This window comes from Falsiroseomonas frigidaquae (genome assembly GCF_012163145.1).
Taxonomy (GTDB): Bacteria; Pseudomonadota; Alphaproteobacteria; order Acetobacterales; family Acetobacteraceae; genus Falsiroseomonas; species Falsiroseomonas frigidaquae.
Genome location: NZ_JAAVTX010000002.1, coordinates 111,156 through 126,754, shown reverse-complemented (window position 1 = coordinate 126,754; position 15,599 = coordinate 111,156). Strand labels below are relative to the sequence as shown.

The 15,599-nt window shown below is 69.9% G+C and carries 14 protein-coding genes; 4 read left to right on the top strand and 10 right to left on the bottom strand.

All coding sequences use genetic code 11. The features are described 5' to 3' along the window. Window positions 1-49: 49 nt before the first annotated feature. On the top strand, window positions 50-1,210 hold the full coding sequence (locus HB662_RS05015; RefSeq protein ID WP_168047839.1) for an amidase: 1,161 nt from the start codon (window positions 50-52) through the stop codon (window positions 1,208-1,210). After that, window positions 1,210-1,605 carry an oxalurate catabolism protein HpxZ gene (gene hpxZ, locus HB662_RS05010; protein WP_168047837.1) on the top strand — a complete coding sequence of 132 codons (396 nt, stop codon included), beginning with the start codon at window positions 1,210-1,212 and terminating at the stop codon, window positions 1,603-1,605. The genes HB662_RS05015 and hpxZ overlap by 1 nt, the downstream gene beginning before the upstream one ends. Here hpxZ and HB662_RS05005 read toward each other — a convergent pair. From HB662_RS05005 to HB662_RS04985, 5 genes are all read right to left on the bottom strand, one after another. Beyond that, window positions 1,599-2,384: an alpha/beta fold hydrolase gene (locus HB662_RS05005; RefSeq protein ID WP_168047835.1), complete on the bottom strand. Its 786-nt coding sequence runs from the start codon at window positions 2,382-2,384 to the stop codon at window positions 1,599-1,601. The two genes, hpxZ and HB662_RS05005, sit on opposite strands and share 7 nt — an antisense overlap. Then, window positions 2,384-3,271 carry an MBL fold metallo-hydrolase gene (locus HB662_RS05000; RefSeq protein WP_168047833.1) on the bottom strand — a complete coding sequence of 296 codons (888 nt, stop codon included), beginning with the start codon at window positions 3,269-3,271 and terminating at the stop codon, window positions 2,384-2,386. The genes HB662_RS05005 and HB662_RS05000 overlap by 1 nt, the downstream gene beginning before the upstream one ends. Window positions 3,272-3,335: 64 nt before the next feature. Next, window positions 3,336-5,177 carry a molecular chaperone HtpG gene (gene htpG, locus HB662_RS04995; protein ID WP_168047831.1) on the bottom strand — a complete coding sequence of 614 codons (1,842 nt, stop codon included), beginning with the start codon at window positions 5,175-5,177 and terminating at the stop codon, window positions 3,336-3,338. Between the two features lie 72 nt (window positions 5,178-5,249). After that, the gene (locus tag HB662_RS04990; protein ID WP_168047829.1) at window positions 5,250-5,612 is read right to left on the bottom strand and encodes a hypothetical protein; all 363 of its coding nucleotides are present in this window, start codon (window positions 5,610-5,612) and stop codon (window positions 5,250-5,252) included. After that, complete coding sequence (locus tag HB662_RS04985; RefSeq protein WP_168047827.1) at window positions 5,609-6,184, bottom strand: histidine phosphatase family protein; 576 nt, start codon at window positions 6,182-6,184, stop codon at window positions 5,609-5,611. The genes HB662_RS04990 and HB662_RS04985 overlap by 4 nt, the downstream gene beginning before the upstream one ends. Window positions 6,185-6,338: 154 nt before the next feature. On the opposite strand from HB662_RS04985, the gene HB662_RS04980 reads away from it, so the two are divergent. Both HB662_RS04980 and HB662_RS04975 read left to right on the top strand, forming a co-directional pair. Then, the gene (locus HB662_RS04980) at window positions 6,339-7,229 is read left to right on the top strand and encodes a TauD/TfdA dioxygenase family protein (protein WP_168047825.1); all 891 of its coding nucleotides are present in this window, start codon (window positions 6,339-6,341) and stop codon (window positions 7,227-7,229) included. A gap of 51 nt (window positions 7,230-7,280) precedes the next feature. Then, window positions 7,281-8,474, top strand: coding sequence for an LLM class flavin-dependent oxidoreductase (locus HB662_RS04975; protein ID WP_209443122.1), 1,194 nt, complete (start codon window positions 7,281-7,283; stop codon window positions 8,472-8,474). Here HB662_RS04975 and HB662_RS04970 read toward each other — a convergent pair. From HB662_RS04970 to HB662_RS04950, 5 genes are all read right to left on the bottom strand, one after another. Beyond that, window positions 8,471-9,676: a pyridoxal phosphate-dependent aminotransferase gene (locus tag HB662_RS04970; RefSeq protein WP_168047823.1), complete on the bottom strand. Its 1,206-nt coding sequence runs from the start codon at window positions 9,674-9,676 to the stop codon at window positions 8,471-8,473. The two genes, HB662_RS04975 and HB662_RS04970, sit on opposite strands and share 4 nt — an antisense overlap. Before the next feature lie 9 nt (window positions 9,677-9,685). Next, window positions 9,686-10,672, bottom strand: coding sequence for a Bug family tripartite tricarboxylate transporter substrate binding protein (locus HB662_RS04965; RefSeq protein WP_168047821.1), 987 nt, complete (start codon window positions 10,670-10,672; stop codon window positions 9,686-9,688). A gap of 13 nt (window positions 10,673-10,685) precedes the next feature. Then, window positions 10,686-11,654 (bottom strand): Bug family tripartite tricarboxylate transporter substrate binding protein, encoded by a 969-nt coding sequence (locus HB662_RS04960; RefSeq protein WP_168047819.1) that lies wholly within the window; start codon window positions 11,652-11,654, stop codon window positions 10,686-10,688. A 113-nt stretch (window positions 11,655-11,767) separates the two neighbouring features. Beyond that, entirely contained in the window at window positions 11,768-13,873 is a 2,106-nt protein-coding gene (locus HB662_RS04955) for a hydantoinase/oxoprolinase family protein (RefSeq protein ID WP_168047817.1), read from the bottom strand. Then, a complete protein-coding gene (locus HB662_RS04950; RefSeq protein ID WP_209443121.1) occupies window positions 13,870-15,513 on the bottom strand; it encodes a hydantoinase B/oxoprolinase family protein in 1,644 nt (547 codons plus the stop codon). Before HB662_RS04950 ends, HB662_RS04955 begins: the two co-directional genes overlap by 4 nt. Between the last annotated feature and the right edge of the window lie 86 nt (window positions 15,514-15,599).

The following is a 15,599-nucleotide window of genomic DNA, read 5'->3' as shown; positions in this document are numbered from 1 at the left end:
AGGCCGCGCGCGCTGCGCCATAGTTGTGCAGCGCAGCGCAGGAGCCAGCATGTCCCCCTTCGTTCCCGGCACCGACATCCGTATCGAGGGCCGCCCCGGCGGCCCGCTTTCGGGCCTGCGATTCGCGGCCAAGGACCTGTTCGACATCGCCGGCCACCCGACCGGCGGCGGCAACCCCGACTGGGCACGGCAGAACCCGCTGCCCACCCGCCATGCCTGGGCGGTGCAGACTCTGCTGGATGCCGGCGCGACGCTGATCGGCAAGACGATTACCGATGAGGTCTCGCTGGGCATCCTGGGCGAGAATGCCTTCGATGGTACGCCGCTGAACCCGGCCGCGCCGGGCCATGTGCCGGGCGGTTCCTCCTCCGGCTCCGCCAGCGCCGTGGCGCAGGGGTTTTCCGAATTGGCGCTTGGCACCGATACCGGCGGGTCCGTCCGGGTGCCGGCCAGCTTCTGCGGGCTCTACGGCATCCGCCCGACGCATGGCCGGCTGAACCTCACCGGCATGCTGCCGCAGGCGCCGAGCTCCGACACCACCGGCTGGTTCGCCCGCGACGCCGCCACCTTCGCCCGCGTGTCGGAGGTGCTGCTGCAGGAGAAGGCGGCCGAGGCGCCGCCCACCCGCCTGGTCATCGCCGTCGATGCCTTCGGCTTCGCCGAGCCGGAGACGGCGGCGGCGCTGGAGCCGATGCTGGACCGGCTGAAGGCGCTGATCCCCGATTGGCGGGAGGAGGTGCTGGCACCCCCCGGCCTGGTCGCCTGGGGCCGCGCCCAGCGCACCCTGCAGCCGGTGGAGGCGTGGGAAACCTTCCGCCCCTGGATCGAGCGCGACAATCCGCGCTTCGCCTTCTCCGTCGCCCGCGGCCTGGTGCTCGGCGCGGCGACGCCGGAGGCCGAGCGCGGCTGGGCGGCGCTGACGCGGCAGGAGGTGCGCGGCCGGTTGCGCCATCTGCTGCCGCCGGGCACCGTGCTGGCCATGCCGACCACGCCCTTCCCGGCACCCAGGGCCGGGCTGCCGCTCTCCGCGCTGAACCCGATCCGCGACCAGATCCTGAGCCTCTGTGCCGTGGGCGGCCTGGCGGGGCATCCGCAAATCAGCCTGCCCGGCGCCAGCGTGGCGGGGCGGCCGGTGGGCCTGTCGCTGATCGCGGCCCGGGGGGGGGATACGCTGCTGCTGCGTGCGGCACTCGAGATGGAGAAAGCCTGATGGACGTGAACATCCCGGAAGTGGTGGCAGAAATCCGCGCCCTGTTCGACTGCTACGAACAGGCGTTGATCGACAAGGATGTCGAGGTCCTGGACGCCACCTTCTGGCAATCCCCGCACACCATCCGCTACGCCATCCATGAGAATGGCTACGGCTTTGACGAGATCCACGCGCATCGGGTGCGCCGCCCGCCGGGGCCGGGCATCAAGCTCGGCCAGCGGCGGCTGGTGATCACCACGCTGGGCTGGGACTTCGCCACGGTGAACCTGGAATTCGACATGCGCGGGCGGGACATGCCGGGCCGGCAGAGCCAGACCTGGGTGCGCTTCCCGGAGATCGGCTGGAAGGTCGTCTCCGCGCATGTGTCCGTGACGGAAGCCAGCCCCGCCTATTGATCGGCGAGGAAGCCCAGCACCTCGGCGGCCAGCAATTCGGGCGTCTGCAGCGCCATGAAGTGGCCGCTCTCCACGGTGCGGAACACCGCGCCCTGGATGGCGGCGGCGACGGGGGCGACGCGGTCCGGCGGGCGGGTGTGGTCGTGCACCCCGGCCAGCACCAGCACCGGGCAGGCGATGCTGGCGAGGTCGGCGGCCATGTCGAGCCCCGCCAGCATCCGCATCGTCGCCGCCCAGCCGCCTGCATCGGCGGCCAGGCGCTGGGCGCGGGTGGCGGCGAAGCGGGCGGCATCGCCGCGCAGCACCTCCGGCCAGGCCTGGGCGAGGCCGGCATCGACCACCGCGCGCGTGCCCTCCCGCTCCAGCAGCGCCGCGCGCTCCAGCGTCGCGGGGCGGGCGGCCTCCGGCAGGCCGGTGGCGGGGGAGGTGACGATCGCCGCCCGCACCCGGCCGGGATGCGCCGCCGCCAGGTGCAGCGCGACGGCGCCGCCCACGGCGGTGCCCATCACCACCACGGGCTCCGTCAGGCCCAGCGCATCCAGCAGCGCCACCGCGTCATTGCCGGATTGCGCCAGCGTCATCGGCCCGGGCGGCTTCTCGGACATGCCGGCATTGCGCTGGTCGTGCCGCAGCACGCGGAAATTCGGGTGCAGCAGGGGCAGCACCGGGTCCCAGCTTTCCAGGCAGCCGCCCATCTCATGCAGCAGCAGCAGGGTCTGCGGGCCCTGGCCCGAAAGCTCATAGCGCAGGGCGATGTCGGGAGTGGCGATCCAGGGCATCAGATGTCTCCCTCCAGTGCGATCGACCAGGCATCCGGCACCAGGCGGTAGCCGGCCCCGTCGCGGGCCAGATGCGCGAAGGCGGGGAAATGCAGGTGCATCCCGGCGATTGCCTGCCGGTCCGTCGCTACCTGGTCGAAGATCCGGCGGCGGGTGGCGGCGGCCTGGGCCGGGTCCACATCCACCGCCATCGTCGCCTCCGGCCGCGGCACCTGCACCTCCGGCACATGCACGATGTCGCCCCAGATCAGCAGCGACTTGCCGCCGGAGGCGACCATGAAGCCGGTATGGCCGGGGGTGTGGCCGGGCAGGGGGATGGCGGTGACGCCGGGGAAGACCTCGCCGGATGTGAAGGGGCTGGTGCGATCGGCATAGGCGGCCAGCCGGGCGCGGGCGCCGCCGAAGAAGGCGGCGCGGCGGGCCGGGTCCTCCCGCTCCATGGCGGCATCGTCCTGCCAATGGGCCTGCTCGGCCTCATGCAGCCGTAGCGTCGCGGCGGGGAACAGGGGGGCGCCGCCGGGGCCGGTCAGGCCGCCGAAATGGTCGGGGTGCAGATGCGTCATCAGCACCGTGTCGATGGCCTCCGCCGCCACCCCGGCGGCGGCCAGATTCGCGGCGAGCCGGCCGGTGGTGGGTTTGATCGGGCCGCAGCCGGCATCCACCAGGGCGGTGCGTCCGCCGCTGCGGATCAGGAAGCCATTCACCGCGGTGCGCCGAGGCACCGGGCGGAAGGCGGCCTGCAGCAGGGCCGCCGCCTCCTCCGTCGCGATGCCGGCCATGCTGGTCAGCGGCGCATCCTGGTGACCGTCATTCAGGGCGGTGACCAGGATGTCCCCCACCTGCCGGTGGCAGCATCCCGCCACCTGCTGAATCGCCTCGCTTGCCATGTGCTGCCCTTTCGCCGTTCCGCGCAGCATGGCCGGAAGCGGCGCGGAGGCAAGGGAGGCGGCGTCAGCCGATCGCCAGCGCCTCCGCCACCCGCCGGGCGAAGGCCACCGGGTCCCGCGGCGTGTCGCCATCCTGTACCCGGGCCAGGTCCAGCAGCAGGCCGGCGCTGTCCGCCAGGTCCGTCTCCGTCGCCGCCTTCTCCGCCAGGCGGCGGATCAGCGCGTGGCGGGGGTTCACTTCCAGCACCGGCAGCCCACCCATGGACCCACCGGGGAAGCCGCGGCCGGCGCGGCGCAGCAGGCGCTGCATCTGCAGGTCGGGCCCCATCTCGCCGGCGGCCAGCACCACGGCCGAGTCCACCAGCCGGTCCGTGCCGCGCACATCGGCGACGTGGTCCTTCAGCGCATCCTTCAGCAGCGGCAGCAGGCGGCCGAGGTCGGCGGCCTCGCCTTCCTGCGCGGCACCCTCCACCGCGGACAGGTCGATGCTGCCCTGGGTGATGCTGCGGATCGGCTTGTCCTCGAACTTTTCGAGGCGCTCCGGCCAGAAGGCGTCGATCTGGTCGGTCAGCAGCAGCACCTCCACCCCCTTGGCGCGGAAGCCCTCCAGCTGCGGGGATTTCGCCAGTGCCTCGGCATTGTCGCCGAGCAGCACATAGATGGCCTCCTGCCCCGGCTTCATGCGCGCCACATAGTCGGGCAGGGAGGTCCAGCCCTCCACCGCCGAGGAGCGGAAGCGCAGCAGCGGCGCCAGGTCCTTGCGGTGCTCGGCATCCTCCCAGACGCCTTCCTTCACTACCGCGCCGAAATTCTCCCAGAAGCCGGCATAGGATTCGGCATCCTTCGCCTTGTTCTTCAGCTCCGACAGCACCCGGCTGGTGACGGCGCGGCGGATGCGGGCGAGCACCGGGGTGGCCTGCAGCATCTCGCGGGAGACGTTGAGCGGCAGGTCCTCGGTATCCACCACGCCTTGCACGAAGCGCAGCCAGGGCGGCAGCAGCGCGGCCTCATCCGTGATGAACATGCGGCGGACATGCAGGCGGACGCGGCTTTCGCGCTCGCCCTCCACCGCCTGGAAGGGCTTCATGCCGGGGATGAACAGCAGCGCCGTGAAATCCAGCGCGCCCTCCGCCCGCCAATGCAAAGTGGCCCAGGGCTGGTCGAAGATGTTGCCGAGGTGGCGGTAGAATTCGGTGGTCTGTTCCTCCGTCACCTCGGATTTGGATTTCCGCCACAGCGCCGTGCCCTCATTCGCCGGTTCGTCCACGCCGTCCTTGGTGACGGTGATGGGGATGGTGATGTGGTCGGCCCATTTGCGGATGATGGTCTGCAGCCGGATCGGCTCAAGGAACTCCTCTGCATCCGGCTTCATGTGCAGCACGATGTCGGTGCCGGCTTCCGCCCGCTCGGCTGGCGCCAGGGTGTAGTCGCCACGGCCCTCGCTGGCCCAGAGCCAGGCTTCCTCTGCCCCGGCGCGGCGGGAGGTCACCTCCACCCGCTCCGCCACCATGAAGGCTGAATAGAAGCCGACGCCGAACTGGCCGATCAGGCTGGGCTTGTCGGCGGCCGGCGCATCCGCCAGCGTCTTGGCGAAGGCCGCCGTACCGGACCGCGCGATGGTGCCGAGGTGCTGCACCAGATCGGCCTTGGACATGCCGATGCCGGAATCGGAAATGGTGAGGGTGCGCGCCGCCTTGTCCGGCACGATCCGCAGCCTGGCGCCTTCGGGCGCCATCAGCGCGGGGTCGGTCAGCGCCTCGAACCGCCGGCGATCCGTGGCGTCGGCGGCATTGGCCACCAGCTCGCGCAGGAAGATCTCGCGGTCGGAGTAAAGGGCGTGGACGACCAGATCCAGCAGGCGGCCGACCTCGGCGCCGAATTCATGCCGCTCCACGGTATCGCTCATCGGGGCAGTTCCTCAGTGGGTTACGCGGCGCGCGATATGCGAGGCTCCGCCGCGTTTTTCAACTGGGCGGCTCTACAGGTTCCGGGCCCAGGCGAGGAAGACCAGGAAGCCGGCCACCCCCAGCACCGCATGGCCGGCCAGCAGCAGGGTCGCACCCGGCCGGCGGAGACGTGCGATGCGCCCGGCGGACCAGCCGGCGGCCAGCGCCACCGCCAGCATCGCCAGCGGCAGCAGCCCGGGCGGCCGGGCGCCGGCCGGCCCCCCGGAAACCAGCCCGGAAACCAGCAGGGCCACGGCGGCGGTGGCGCCCAGCGCCAGCACCAGATGCGCCGTGACCAGCCAGGGCCGCCGGGCGCGCTGCAGGAACAGCAGCCCCGCCGCCACGCCGGCCGCCAGCGTCAGCACCAGCAGCAGGATGGCCGGCGTGGAGGTCATGGCCGGATGCGCCCCACCACCACCAGCGCCTCGCCATCCCGGCGCAGCACCACACCCTCGCCGGAGGCCGGGAAGATGCTGGTCAGCGCCGTGATGTTCACCTGATGCGTCGCCACGAACAGCGCCCCCGGCCCATCCCAGGCCAGCATCAACCGCCGCGCCGCCGCCGTGCGGGCTTCCTGGTCCTGGCGTGCGCCGAAGAACGAATTGAAGGCGGGTTCCGCCCGCGCCCGGCCTGGAAAGGCCAGCTCCGCCGTTTCCATCGCCCGACACCAGGCGGAGGCACGCACCGCCCCCACCACGATGCCCCGGTCGCGGAAGGTGGCGCCGATCCGCCGGGCCTGGGCACGGCCCGCCTCGTCCAGGTTGCGCTGCGTGCCGCAATCGCCGAGCCGCATGCCGGGCGGGTCGCCACCGCCGGGCGCGATGGCGTGGCGGAACAGCGCGATGCCGCCCTCTGCCAGCGCCTGCCAGGCAGCCTCTGCATCCGGTGTCGGCTGGGCCAGGGCCGGGGCGCCGGCGATGGGCGCCAGGCCCGCCAGGATGGCGCGGCGAGGGATGGGGCGTTGCATGCCGCAGAAATCGTGATGCCGGCGAGGATGTAAAGAACCGGCGGAGCGCCGGCTGCGCGAGTTGACGCGCCCCCGGCGCTGCTGTTCCCTTCCAGGCAATCAAGCGGTGCCGCCCAAGACGGCGCCATGCCGGGACACCGGAGAGGAAATAGCCATGAATCATGTCAGCCCCGCCAATCCGGCCGGCGCCAAGGGCCCCCGCTACAAGCACAGCGCGGACGAAGCCGCCCCCTATCGCAGCATCACGGTGGAGAAGCTGACCCCGGTGATCGGCGCCGAGATCGGCGGTGTCGATATCGGCAACCCGACCGAAGCCCAGATGCAGGAGATCCATCGGGCGCTGGCGGAGAACCTGGTGATCTTCTTCCGTGACCAGACCCTGACCCCGGAACAGCATCTGTCCTTCGGCCGGCAGTTCGGTGAGCTGCACATCCACCCGGCGGCGCCGACCGAGGGCCATCCGGCACTGATGATCATCAAGGCGGATCGCGACAGCCCGCGCGCCAATGGCGAGTTCTGGCATTCGGACGTGTCCTGTGACGAGGAACCGCCGCTCGGCAGCATCCTCTACATCAAGCAGCAGCCGGCGGTCGGCGGCGATACGCTGTTCGCCAATATGTACGCCGCCTATGACGCGCTGTCGGACCGCATGAAGACCTATCTCGAGGGCCTGTCGGCCGTGCATGACGGGGAGGAGGTCTATCGCGGCACCTATGCCAATCTCGGCGTGCAGGACAAGCCGGTGTATCCGCGCGCGGTGCATCCGGTGATCCGCACCCATCCCGTCACGGGGCGGAAGGCGCTCTTCGTCAACAAGGGCTTCACCCGCCGCATCCTGGACATCCCGGCGGATGAGAGCACGGGTATCCTGGCCTATCTGTTTGAGCACAGCGCCAACCCGCTGTTCCAGTGCCGCTTCCGCTGGCGCGCCAATTCCGTCGCCTTCTGGGACAATCGTTGCGCCCAGCACCGCGCCATGTGGGACTACTGGCCGGCGACGCGCTACGGCAACCGCGTGACCATCCAGGGTGATCGGCCCGTTTGACCCGGTAGGCGGTTCGGGTTGAAGCTTCTCCCGGTTGCGGGAGAAGCAAAGATGGCGAAGCGTGGCATGCAGTTCGGGATCTTCCTGGCGCCCTTCCACAGGCTGGGCGACAACCCCACGCTGGCCATCGCCCGCGACATCGAGATGATCGAGCACCTCGACAGGCTCGGCTATGACGAGGCCTGGATCGGCGAGCATCATTCGGCGGGGTGGGAGACCATCGCATCCCCGGAGCTGATCATCGCCGCGGCGGCGGAGCGGACCAAGACCATCCGCCTCGGCTCCGGCGTCACCAGCCTGCCCTACCACCACCCCTTCCTGGTGGCGCAGCGCTTCGTGCAGCTGGACCACATGACGCGCGGGCGGGTGATGCTGGGCTGCGGGCCGGGCGCCCTGGTCTCCGACGCCTATATGCTCGGCATCGAGCCTTCGACGCAGCGCCGGCGGATGGATGAATCGCTGGAGGCGATCATGGCGCTGCTGGCCTGCGACGGGCCGGTGACGCGCAAGACCGACTGGTTCGAGATGCATGAGGCGCGGCTGCACCTGAAGCCCTACAGCGACCCGCATTTCCCGATCGCGGTCGCCAGCACGCTGACGCCCGCGGGGCCGGCCGTTGCGGGCAAGCATGGCGTCGGTATCCTGTCGCTCGGCGCCGGCATGCCGGGCGGGCCTTCCGGGCTGCCCGGCCAGTGGAAGATCGCGGAGGAAGCCGCCGCCGCAAATGGCAAGACCATCAGCCGCCGCGACTGGCGCATGGTGATGAATGTGCATGTGGCCGAGACCGACGAACAGGCCCTGGCCGATGTGCGGGTTGGGGAGCGGCTGGAGACCGTGACCTATTTCGAGGATGCGCTGGGCCGCCCGCCCGGCCGGTCGCAGGACCCGCTGACGGATGGCGTGCAGGCCGGCACCACGCTGGTGGGCTCGCCGGAGACGGTGGCGCGCGGCATCGAGAACCTGGTCGAGAAGAGCGAGGGCGGCTTCGGCGGCTTCCTGTTCCGCGCGCATGACTGGGCCAACCGCGAACAGACCTGGCGCAGCTACGAGCTCTTCGCCCGCTGGGTGATGCCGCGCTTCCAGCAGTCGCTGGAGACGGTGCGCGGTTCACATGAATGGGCGGTGGCCAACCGCAAGACCATCTTCAGCCCGAATGTGGAGGCGCTGCGCAAGGCCTTCACCGATGCGGGCAAGGCGGTGCCGGAGGCCTTCGCGGCCAGGGCCTCCGGCGCACGCGACGTTTAGCCCAGCGCCTCGCAGAAGCGGCGGATGCGGGCGCAGGCATCCTCCAGCAGCGCATCCGCGGCGGCGAAGCTGATGCGGAAATGGCCGGGGAACATGAAGGCTGTGCCGTTCACCGTGGCCACGCCCTGTTCCGTCAGCAGGGCGAAGACGAAGTCCCAGTCATTGGTGATCTTCGTCCCCGCCGCCGTAGTCATGCCGATGCAGGCCGTCATATCCGGGAAGGCGTAGAAGGCGCCTTCCGGCATGTGGCAGCGCAGATGCGGCGTGGCGTTGAGGGACGCCACCACCCGGTTGCGCCGCGCCTCATAGACCTGGCGCATCGCCTCCGTCGCATCCTGCGGGCCTTCCAGCGCGGCGACCGCGGCGGCCTGCGCGATGGAGCAGGTGTTGGAGGTGGATTGCCCCTGCAGCTTGTCCATCGCCTTGATCAGGTGGCGCGGCGCACCGCCGAAGCCGATGCGCCAGCCGGTCATGGCGTAGGATTTGGAACAGCCATTCATCGTCAGCGTGCGCTCGCGCAGGCGCGGCTCCACCTGCGCGAAGGTGGCGAAGCGGCGGCCGTCGAAGACCAGCTTTTCGTAGATGTCATCGGTCAGGATATGCACCTGCGGATGCCGCAGCAGCACGTCGCAGAGCCCGCGCAACTCCTCCGCGCTGTAGGTCGCGCCGGTCGGGTTGGATGGCGTGTTGACGATCAGCCATTTCGTCCGTGGCGTGATCGCCGCCTCAAGCTGCTCTGGTGTCAGCCGAAAACCCTGGTTCGGGCCGCAGGGCAGCAGCACCGGCGTGCCATCGGCGAGGCCGACGATATCCGGGTAGGAGACCCAGCACGGCGTCGGGATGATGACCTCGTCGCCCGCATTGATGGTGGCGATCAGCGCGTCGTAGATCACCTGCTTGCCGCCGGTGCCGACCAGGATCTCATCCGGCGCGTAGTCCAGCCCGTTGTCGCGCTTGAACTTGGCGGCCACGGCGCGGCGCAGGGCGAGGGTGCCGGAGATATCGGTGTAGCGCGTCTGGTTGTTGCGGATGGCGGCGATGGCCGCTTCCTTGATGTGCTCCGGCGTGTCGAAATCCGGCTCGCCGGAGGAGATCGCCAGCACGTCCTTCCCCTCCGCCTTCAGCGCCTGCGCGCGTTGGCGCATGGCCGTGGTCTGGGAAGGCGAGATGCGGTTCAGCCGATCCGCGATGACGTCACTCATGATGGGTCCTCAGCGCGCCAGGTTCAGCCGGGCGCGGGTTACGATGTCCTTGAATTTCGCGAATTCGCCGGCAATGAAGGCGCCGGTCGTCGCGGGCGTGCTGTCGCTCACGGCGTCGATGCCAGCGGTCGCCAGCCGGGCCTTCACATCCTCCATCGCCAGCACCTGGTTCGCTGCTGCGTTCAGCCGCGTGACGATGGCCGGCGGCATGCCCTTCGGGCCGAGCATGACATTCCAGGTCGAGGCCGCGAAGCCCGCCAGCCCGGCCTCCTGCATCGTCGGCACGTCGGGGAAAAGCGGGTGGCGGGTGGGGGACCCCATGCCGATGATGCGGAACAGCCCATCCCGCGCCGCCGCGGCCAGCGAACCGAGCGGTTCCCAGCCATACTGCACCTCGCTTTTGGTCAACGCCTCCACCAGCGGCGCGCCACCGCGATAGGGGATGTGTTCCGCCTGCACCCCGCCGGCCGAGAGGCTCATCAGCTCCCCGGCCAGGTGCCCGACGCTGCCCGATCCGGAACTGCCCCAGCTCGCCTTGCCGGGATTGGCGCGCAGCCAGGCGAGCAGCGCCTGCGGGTCGCGATGCGGCGAGTTCGTCGGCACGGCGAGCGCGATCGGTGACCGGCCGAGGATGGCGATCGCGGTGAAATCCGCGATCGGGTCATAGGGCGTGGTGTCCGGCTGCAGCGCCGGCACCGTGCCGTGGGTGGAGGGCGTGCCGAGCAGGATGGCGTGGCCATCCGCCGATGCACGCCGCACATATTCGCTGCCGATGGTGCCGCCGGCGCCGGCGCGGTTCTCCACCACGATGCGTGCCGCCGGGCCGATCACCGGCGCCATCCGGTCCGCCACCAGCCGCGCCAGCAGGTCGGCCGACCCGCCGGCGGGGAAGGGGATGGTGAAGCTGACCACGCGATCCGGCCAGGCGGCCTGCGCGCGCGCCGAAGCGAAGGGCGCCGCGCTCAGCGCGGCCAGGGCGAGACGGCGGGTCAGCATCACGAAACCTCCTTCAGATGGTGATGTTCTGGCTGCGGATGATCTCGCCCCATTTGGCGAGTTCCTCCGTCCAGTAGGCGTCGAGCTCAGCGGCGCTGCTGCCGATGGTCTCCACCGCCATGCTGTTCAGCCGCTCCTTCGTCGCCGGATCGCGCAGCGCCTTCTGCAGCGACGCCGTCAGCCGGGCCACGATCGGCTGCGGCGTTCCGGCCGGCAGCAGCATGATGACGTCGGTCGAGGAGGCGAAGCCGGGCACGCCCGATTCCGCCAGCGTCGGCAGGTCCGGCGCGAAGGTCGAGCGTTGCGCCGTGCCGACTCCCAGCACCTTGAGCTGGTTGTTGGCACGGAAGGGAAGGCAGGTGACGAGATCGACGAAGGACATCGCCACTTCGCCCGCCAGCAGGCCCTGCACGGAGGGGCCGCCGCCGCGATAGGGCACATGCAGCAGGCGGGTGCCGGATTTCGCCTGGAACAGCTCCGTCGCCAGATGGCTGCTTGCGCCGATGCCGGCGGAGGAGAAGGTCACCTCGCCGGGCTTGGACTTCGCATAGGCGATGAACTCCGCCAGCGTGTTCGCCGGGACGGAGGGATGCAGGCACAGCCCCTGCGCGCTGCGCGCCACCAGGCTGATGCCGGTGAAGGCGGCGCGGTTGTCATAGGGAATGTTCCGCATCAGATGCGGGGCGATGGCGTAGGTGCTGTTGGTGCCGAGCAGGAAGGTGTAGCCATCCGGCCGCGCGCGCGCGACGTGATGGTGGCCGAGCGTGCCGGAGGCACCGCCCCGATTCTCCACCACCACCGGCTGGCCGAGATCCGCCGCCATCGCCTGCGCGATGACGCGCCCCATCACATCGGTGGAGCCGCCGGCCGCCCAGGGAATCACCAGGGTGACCGGGCGGCTGGGGAAGACCTCCTGCGCCGAGGCCGGGCGCAGCGCGGGCAGAGCGAGGCCCGCGGCCAGCAGGGAACGACGTGTCGCCATGGTCCATCTCCTTGTCGCCGTCGCAGCGCGACGGTGGGTGAGTGCCGTGATGCTTTCGCATCTCCCTGTTCACCGCGCTTCTTGGTGGCGCGGCGTTGCGAAGTATGAAGTCGTCAGGGCAGTTCGACGACCAGATTACGGAAGCGATCCACCGAAACCTTCGCCTCAGGCCCGATGACGCAGGTGGATTCACGTTCCTCCACCAGCGCCGGACCCAAGAAGCTGGCGCCGGGCGCGAGGGCGTAGCGATCATAGACCTGGCAGGGACGCCAGCCGATCCCCTCGAACAGCACGTCCCGCACGCCACGCGCGGCCTGCGTGGCATCCGTGAAGCTCTCGGTCGCGGTGTTGGCAACCTCCGCGAGCTGGATGTCGCGGCCCGGTGCAAGGCACGCGACGCGCCAGGACAGCGCCTCGATCGGCAGGTCGGTCAGCGCGCGGCCGAAGCGTTCGCGATAGCTGGCGAAGAAATTCTCCCGAATCGCCGGCAGGTCGGCCGCGCTCAATGTCGTGGAAGGCAGCTTCACGGGAATCTCGAAACCCTGGCCGACATGCCGCATGTCGGCGGCGGCCACTGCCGTGATCTGGTCCGGGTCGGCGCCGGTCTCCAGCAGCAATGCACGGCCTTCCTCGGCCATCTGCGCCAGCAGCCCGTTCACATGGTCCCAGTCCAGCCGCTCCAGCCGCCCGACATGGCTGCGCACCAGGTCGGTGGCCGGCGGCGCGACGAGGAAGCCGAGCGCGGAAGCAACACCCGCGCCGAGTGGCACCAGCATGCGCTTCATCTTGAGAAGCCGCGCCAGGTCGTAGGAATGCACCGGCCCGGCGCCGCCGAAGGCGATCAGCGTGTAGCGGCGCGGATCGCGCCCCTTCTCGGCCAGGTGCATGCGCGTGGCGGCGGCCATCGTCTCGTCGACGATGCGGCGGATGCCGAGCGCGGCCATGTCGCGTTCCACGCCCAGCTTCTTCGCGATGCCGGTCTCGATGGCGCGCTGCACGGCATTCGGGTCCAGCGCCATCTCGCCGCCGAGGAAGTATTTCGGATCCAACCGGCCGAGCACCAGGTCGCCATCGGTCACGGTGGGTTCCGTTCCGCCGCGGCCGTAGCAGATCGGCCCCGGCTTCGCCCCCGCGCTGCGCGGCCCCACCTTCATCAGCCCCGAAGCCTCATCGACGCGGGAGATGGAGCCGCCGCCGGCCCCGATCTCGATCATGTCCACGACCGAGACCTTCAGCGGCAGGCCGGAGCCCTTCTGGAAGCGCCGCACGCGCCCCGCCTCGAAGTCGAACTTCCGGTCGGGCGCTGCATTCTCCACCAGGCACATCTTGGCGGTGGTGCCGCCCATGTCGAAGGAGACGACATGCATCTCGCCGGTCAGCCGCGCGAGGAAGGACGCCGCCATGGCGCCGGCGGCGGGGCCGGATTCGATCAGGCGGATCGGGAATTCCTTGGCATCCCGCACCGCGGCGATGCCGCCGCCCGAAAGCATCACATGCAGCCGCCCGACGAAGCCCAGCGCGGCCAGATCCGCCTCCAGCTTATCGAGGTAGCGGCGCATCAGCGGCTGCACATAGGCATTGGCGCAGGCCGTGCTGGTGCGTTCGAATTCGCGGATCTCCGGCGCAACGCGGGACGACAGCGAAAGCGGCAGGTCGGGGTACATTTCGGCCACGATGGCGCCTGCGCGAACCTCGTGCCGGTCGGCGTGGTAGGAATGCAGGAAGGCGATGGCGAGCGCCTCGATTTTCTCGACTTCAACGAGGCGCGTCACCGCATCGCGCACCGCCTGTTCATCCAGCGGCAGCAGGGTGGCGCCATGCACGTCGATGCGTTCAGGAATTTCCAAACGGCGGTGCCGCGGCACCAGGGTCGGCGGCGCTTCCAGATACAGGTCGTACAGATCGTAGCGCGTCTCGCGGCCGATCTCGATGACGTCCCGAAAACCGGCCGTGGTCAGCAGGCCGACCGTGGCGCCGGTGCGCTCGATGATGGTGTTGGTCACCAGCGTCGTGCCGTGGACGATGCTGTGCAGGTCGGCGGGCTTGAGGCCCGTCTCCTCCAGCAGCCGCATCGTGCCGGCGATGATCGCCTCGCTGGGATCGTCCGGGGTGGTCAGGCGCTTGCCGGTGGCGACCAGCTTGCGAACCGGATCATGCAGCACGAAATCCGTGAAGGTGCCGCCGACATCGACTCCGATGCGTGCCGTGCCCGCGCTCATGCCTTCACCCCATAGTCACGCATTGCCGCCTCTTCGGTGATGTAGCCGTCGCGGATATCCGCGCGCACGGCTTCGGGGTCGCGCTGCTTCGGATCACCGAAGCCGCCGCCGCCCGGATACAGCAGAGTCACGCGCCGTCCCGTGTCCACGCTGGTGCGGGATTTCGGATGCGGCCTGGTGCCGTCATCGATCGCGATCACCGCCGGCGCGCCGGGGCCACCGCCGAGCAGGCCTTCTGCCGGATGGTCGCGACGATCCGACAGCAGGGAAAGCCGCACCGCGGCCGGCGTGCGCACCTCGATCTCCGCTTCCTGGCCCAGCCCGCCGCGGAACCGCCCGGCGCCGCCGGAATCCGGACGAAGCTGCTTGCGCCAGACCAGCAGCGGCGCGACGCTCTCATAGGCCTCGATGGAGCCGGCGCCGACATTGGTCGGAAACGCCGTGGTCGGCAGTCCGTCGCGATGCGGGCTGGCGCCCATGCCGCCGCTGGCGAACAGCACCTGGGAGAAGCGGTCGCCGTTCTGGTCCATGCCGCTGAACAGCGCGCGCATGGTCGGCGCGCCGCCGCATTCCGCCAGCACCTTGTCCGGCAGCACATCCGCCAGCGCCTTGTAGATCACGCCCGCCAGCAGATGGCCCGTGAGCTGCCGCGCGCTGCAGGGCGCGGGGAAGCGCGGGTTGAGGATGGAGCCCTCCGGCGCCGCGACGGTGATGGCCTGGTAGCTGCCCTCATTGCGCGGCGTGAAGGGATCCAGCGCGCATTTCACCGGATAGACCGAATAGGCATGCGTGTAGTTCAGGACGCAGTTGATGCCGCGATCGATCTGCGGCGAGGTGCCGGCGAAATCGATATGCATCGTCTCGCCCGAGACTGTCACCGCGCAGGTGATGCGCGTGACCAGCTCGTCGAAGCCATCCGCCTCGATGGTGGCGCTGTAGGTGCCGTCCGGCACCTGGGCGATGGCGCGGCGCATCGCCTGGTCGGCGCGGATCTGCAGCGCCTCCGACAGGCCCTGCAGATCGTCCAGCCCGGTGTCGTCCAGGAATTCGGCGCAGCGGCGCACCGCCACCTCATTCGCCACCACCTGCGCCTCCAGATCGCCCATCACCGGGCCCGGGATGCGGACATTGGCGGAGAGCAGCTCCACCAGATCCTCGTTGCGCTGGCCGGCGCGGAACAGGCGCGACGGCGGAATGCGGATGCCTTCCTCGAACAGCTCCCGGCAATCCGCCGACCACAGCGCGCCGCCGACATCCGGCGAATGCGCGATGGACCCCGCGAAGCCCACGATTTTTCCGCCATGGAAGATCGGCGAGACAGCGGTGAAATCCGGCAGATGCCCGGTGGCGAGAAACGGGTCGTTGGTGATCACGCAATCGCCCGGCTGCCACGTCTCGATCGGGAAGCGGGCGAGAAAGTGCTTCGTGGTCTTCGGCAGGATGCAGGAGAAGGAGGCGATGCCGCCAGTGTTCTCCGAGATGGAATCGCCGTTGCGATCCATCAGCACCGTGGCGAAGTCGTTCGACTCGCGGACGATGGTGGAGAAGGCGGTCCGCAGCAGCCCCGTCGCCGCTTCATCGGCGATGGAGATCAGGCGGCTCCAATAGACCTCCAGGGTGATCGGATCGAAGGACTCCAAGGGGCAAGCCTTTCCGTTCATGCGATTGAAACGCTAGTCGCGACGAAACAACCCGTCCAATATCAAACGCATCTATATTGAGAGGT

Coding starts and splice junctions, on each gene's coding strand:
- HB662_RS05015 (WP_168047839.1), top strand. CDS start 50: ATGTCCCCCTTCGTTCCCGGCACCGACATCCGTATCGAGGGCCGCCCC.
- hpxZ (WP_168047837.1), top strand. CDS start 1,210: ATGGACGTGAACATCCCGGAAGTGGTGGCAGAAATCCGCGCCCTGTTC.
- HB662_RS05005 (WP_168047835.1), bottom strand. CDS start 2,384: ATGCCCTGGATCGCCACTCCCGACATCGCCCTGCGCTATGAGCTTTCG.
- HB662_RS05000 (WP_168047833.1), bottom strand. CDS start 3,271: ATGGCAAGCGAGGCGATTCAGCAGGTGGCGGGATGCTGCCACCGGCAG.
- htpG (WP_168047831.1), bottom strand. CDS start 5,177: ATGAGCGATACCGTGGAGCGGCATGAATTCGGCGCCGAGGTCGGCCGC.
- HB662_RS04990 (WP_168047829.1), bottom strand. CDS start 5,612: ATGACCTCCACGCCGGCCATCCTGCTGCTGGTGCTGACGCTGGCGGCC.
- HB662_RS04985 (WP_168047827.1), bottom strand. CDS start 6,184: ATGCAACGCCCCATCCCTCGCCGCGCCATCCTGGCGGGCCTGGCGCCC.
- HB662_RS04980 (WP_168047825.1), top strand. CDS start 6,339: ATGAATCATGTCAGCCCCGCCAATCCGGCCGGCGCCAAGGGCCCCCGC.
- HB662_RS04975 (WP_209443122.1), top strand. CDS start 7,281: ATGGCGAAGCGTGGCATGCAGTTCGGGATCTTCCTGGCGCCCTTCCAC.
- HB662_RS04970 (WP_168047823.1), bottom strand. CDS start 9,676: ATGAGTGACGTCATCGCGGATCGGCTGAACCGCATCTCGCCTTCCCAG.
- HB662_RS04965 (WP_168047821.1), bottom strand. CDS start 10,672: ATGCTGACCCGCCGTCTCGCCCTGGCCGCGCTGAGCGCGGCGCCCTTC.
- HB662_RS04960 (WP_168047819.1), bottom strand. CDS start 11,654: ATGGCGACACGTCGTTCCCTGCTGGCCGCGGGCCTCGCTCTGCCCGCG.
- HB662_RS04955 (WP_168047817.1), bottom strand. CDS start 13,873: ATGAGCGCGGGCACGGCACGCATCGGAGTCGATGTCGGCGGCACCTTC.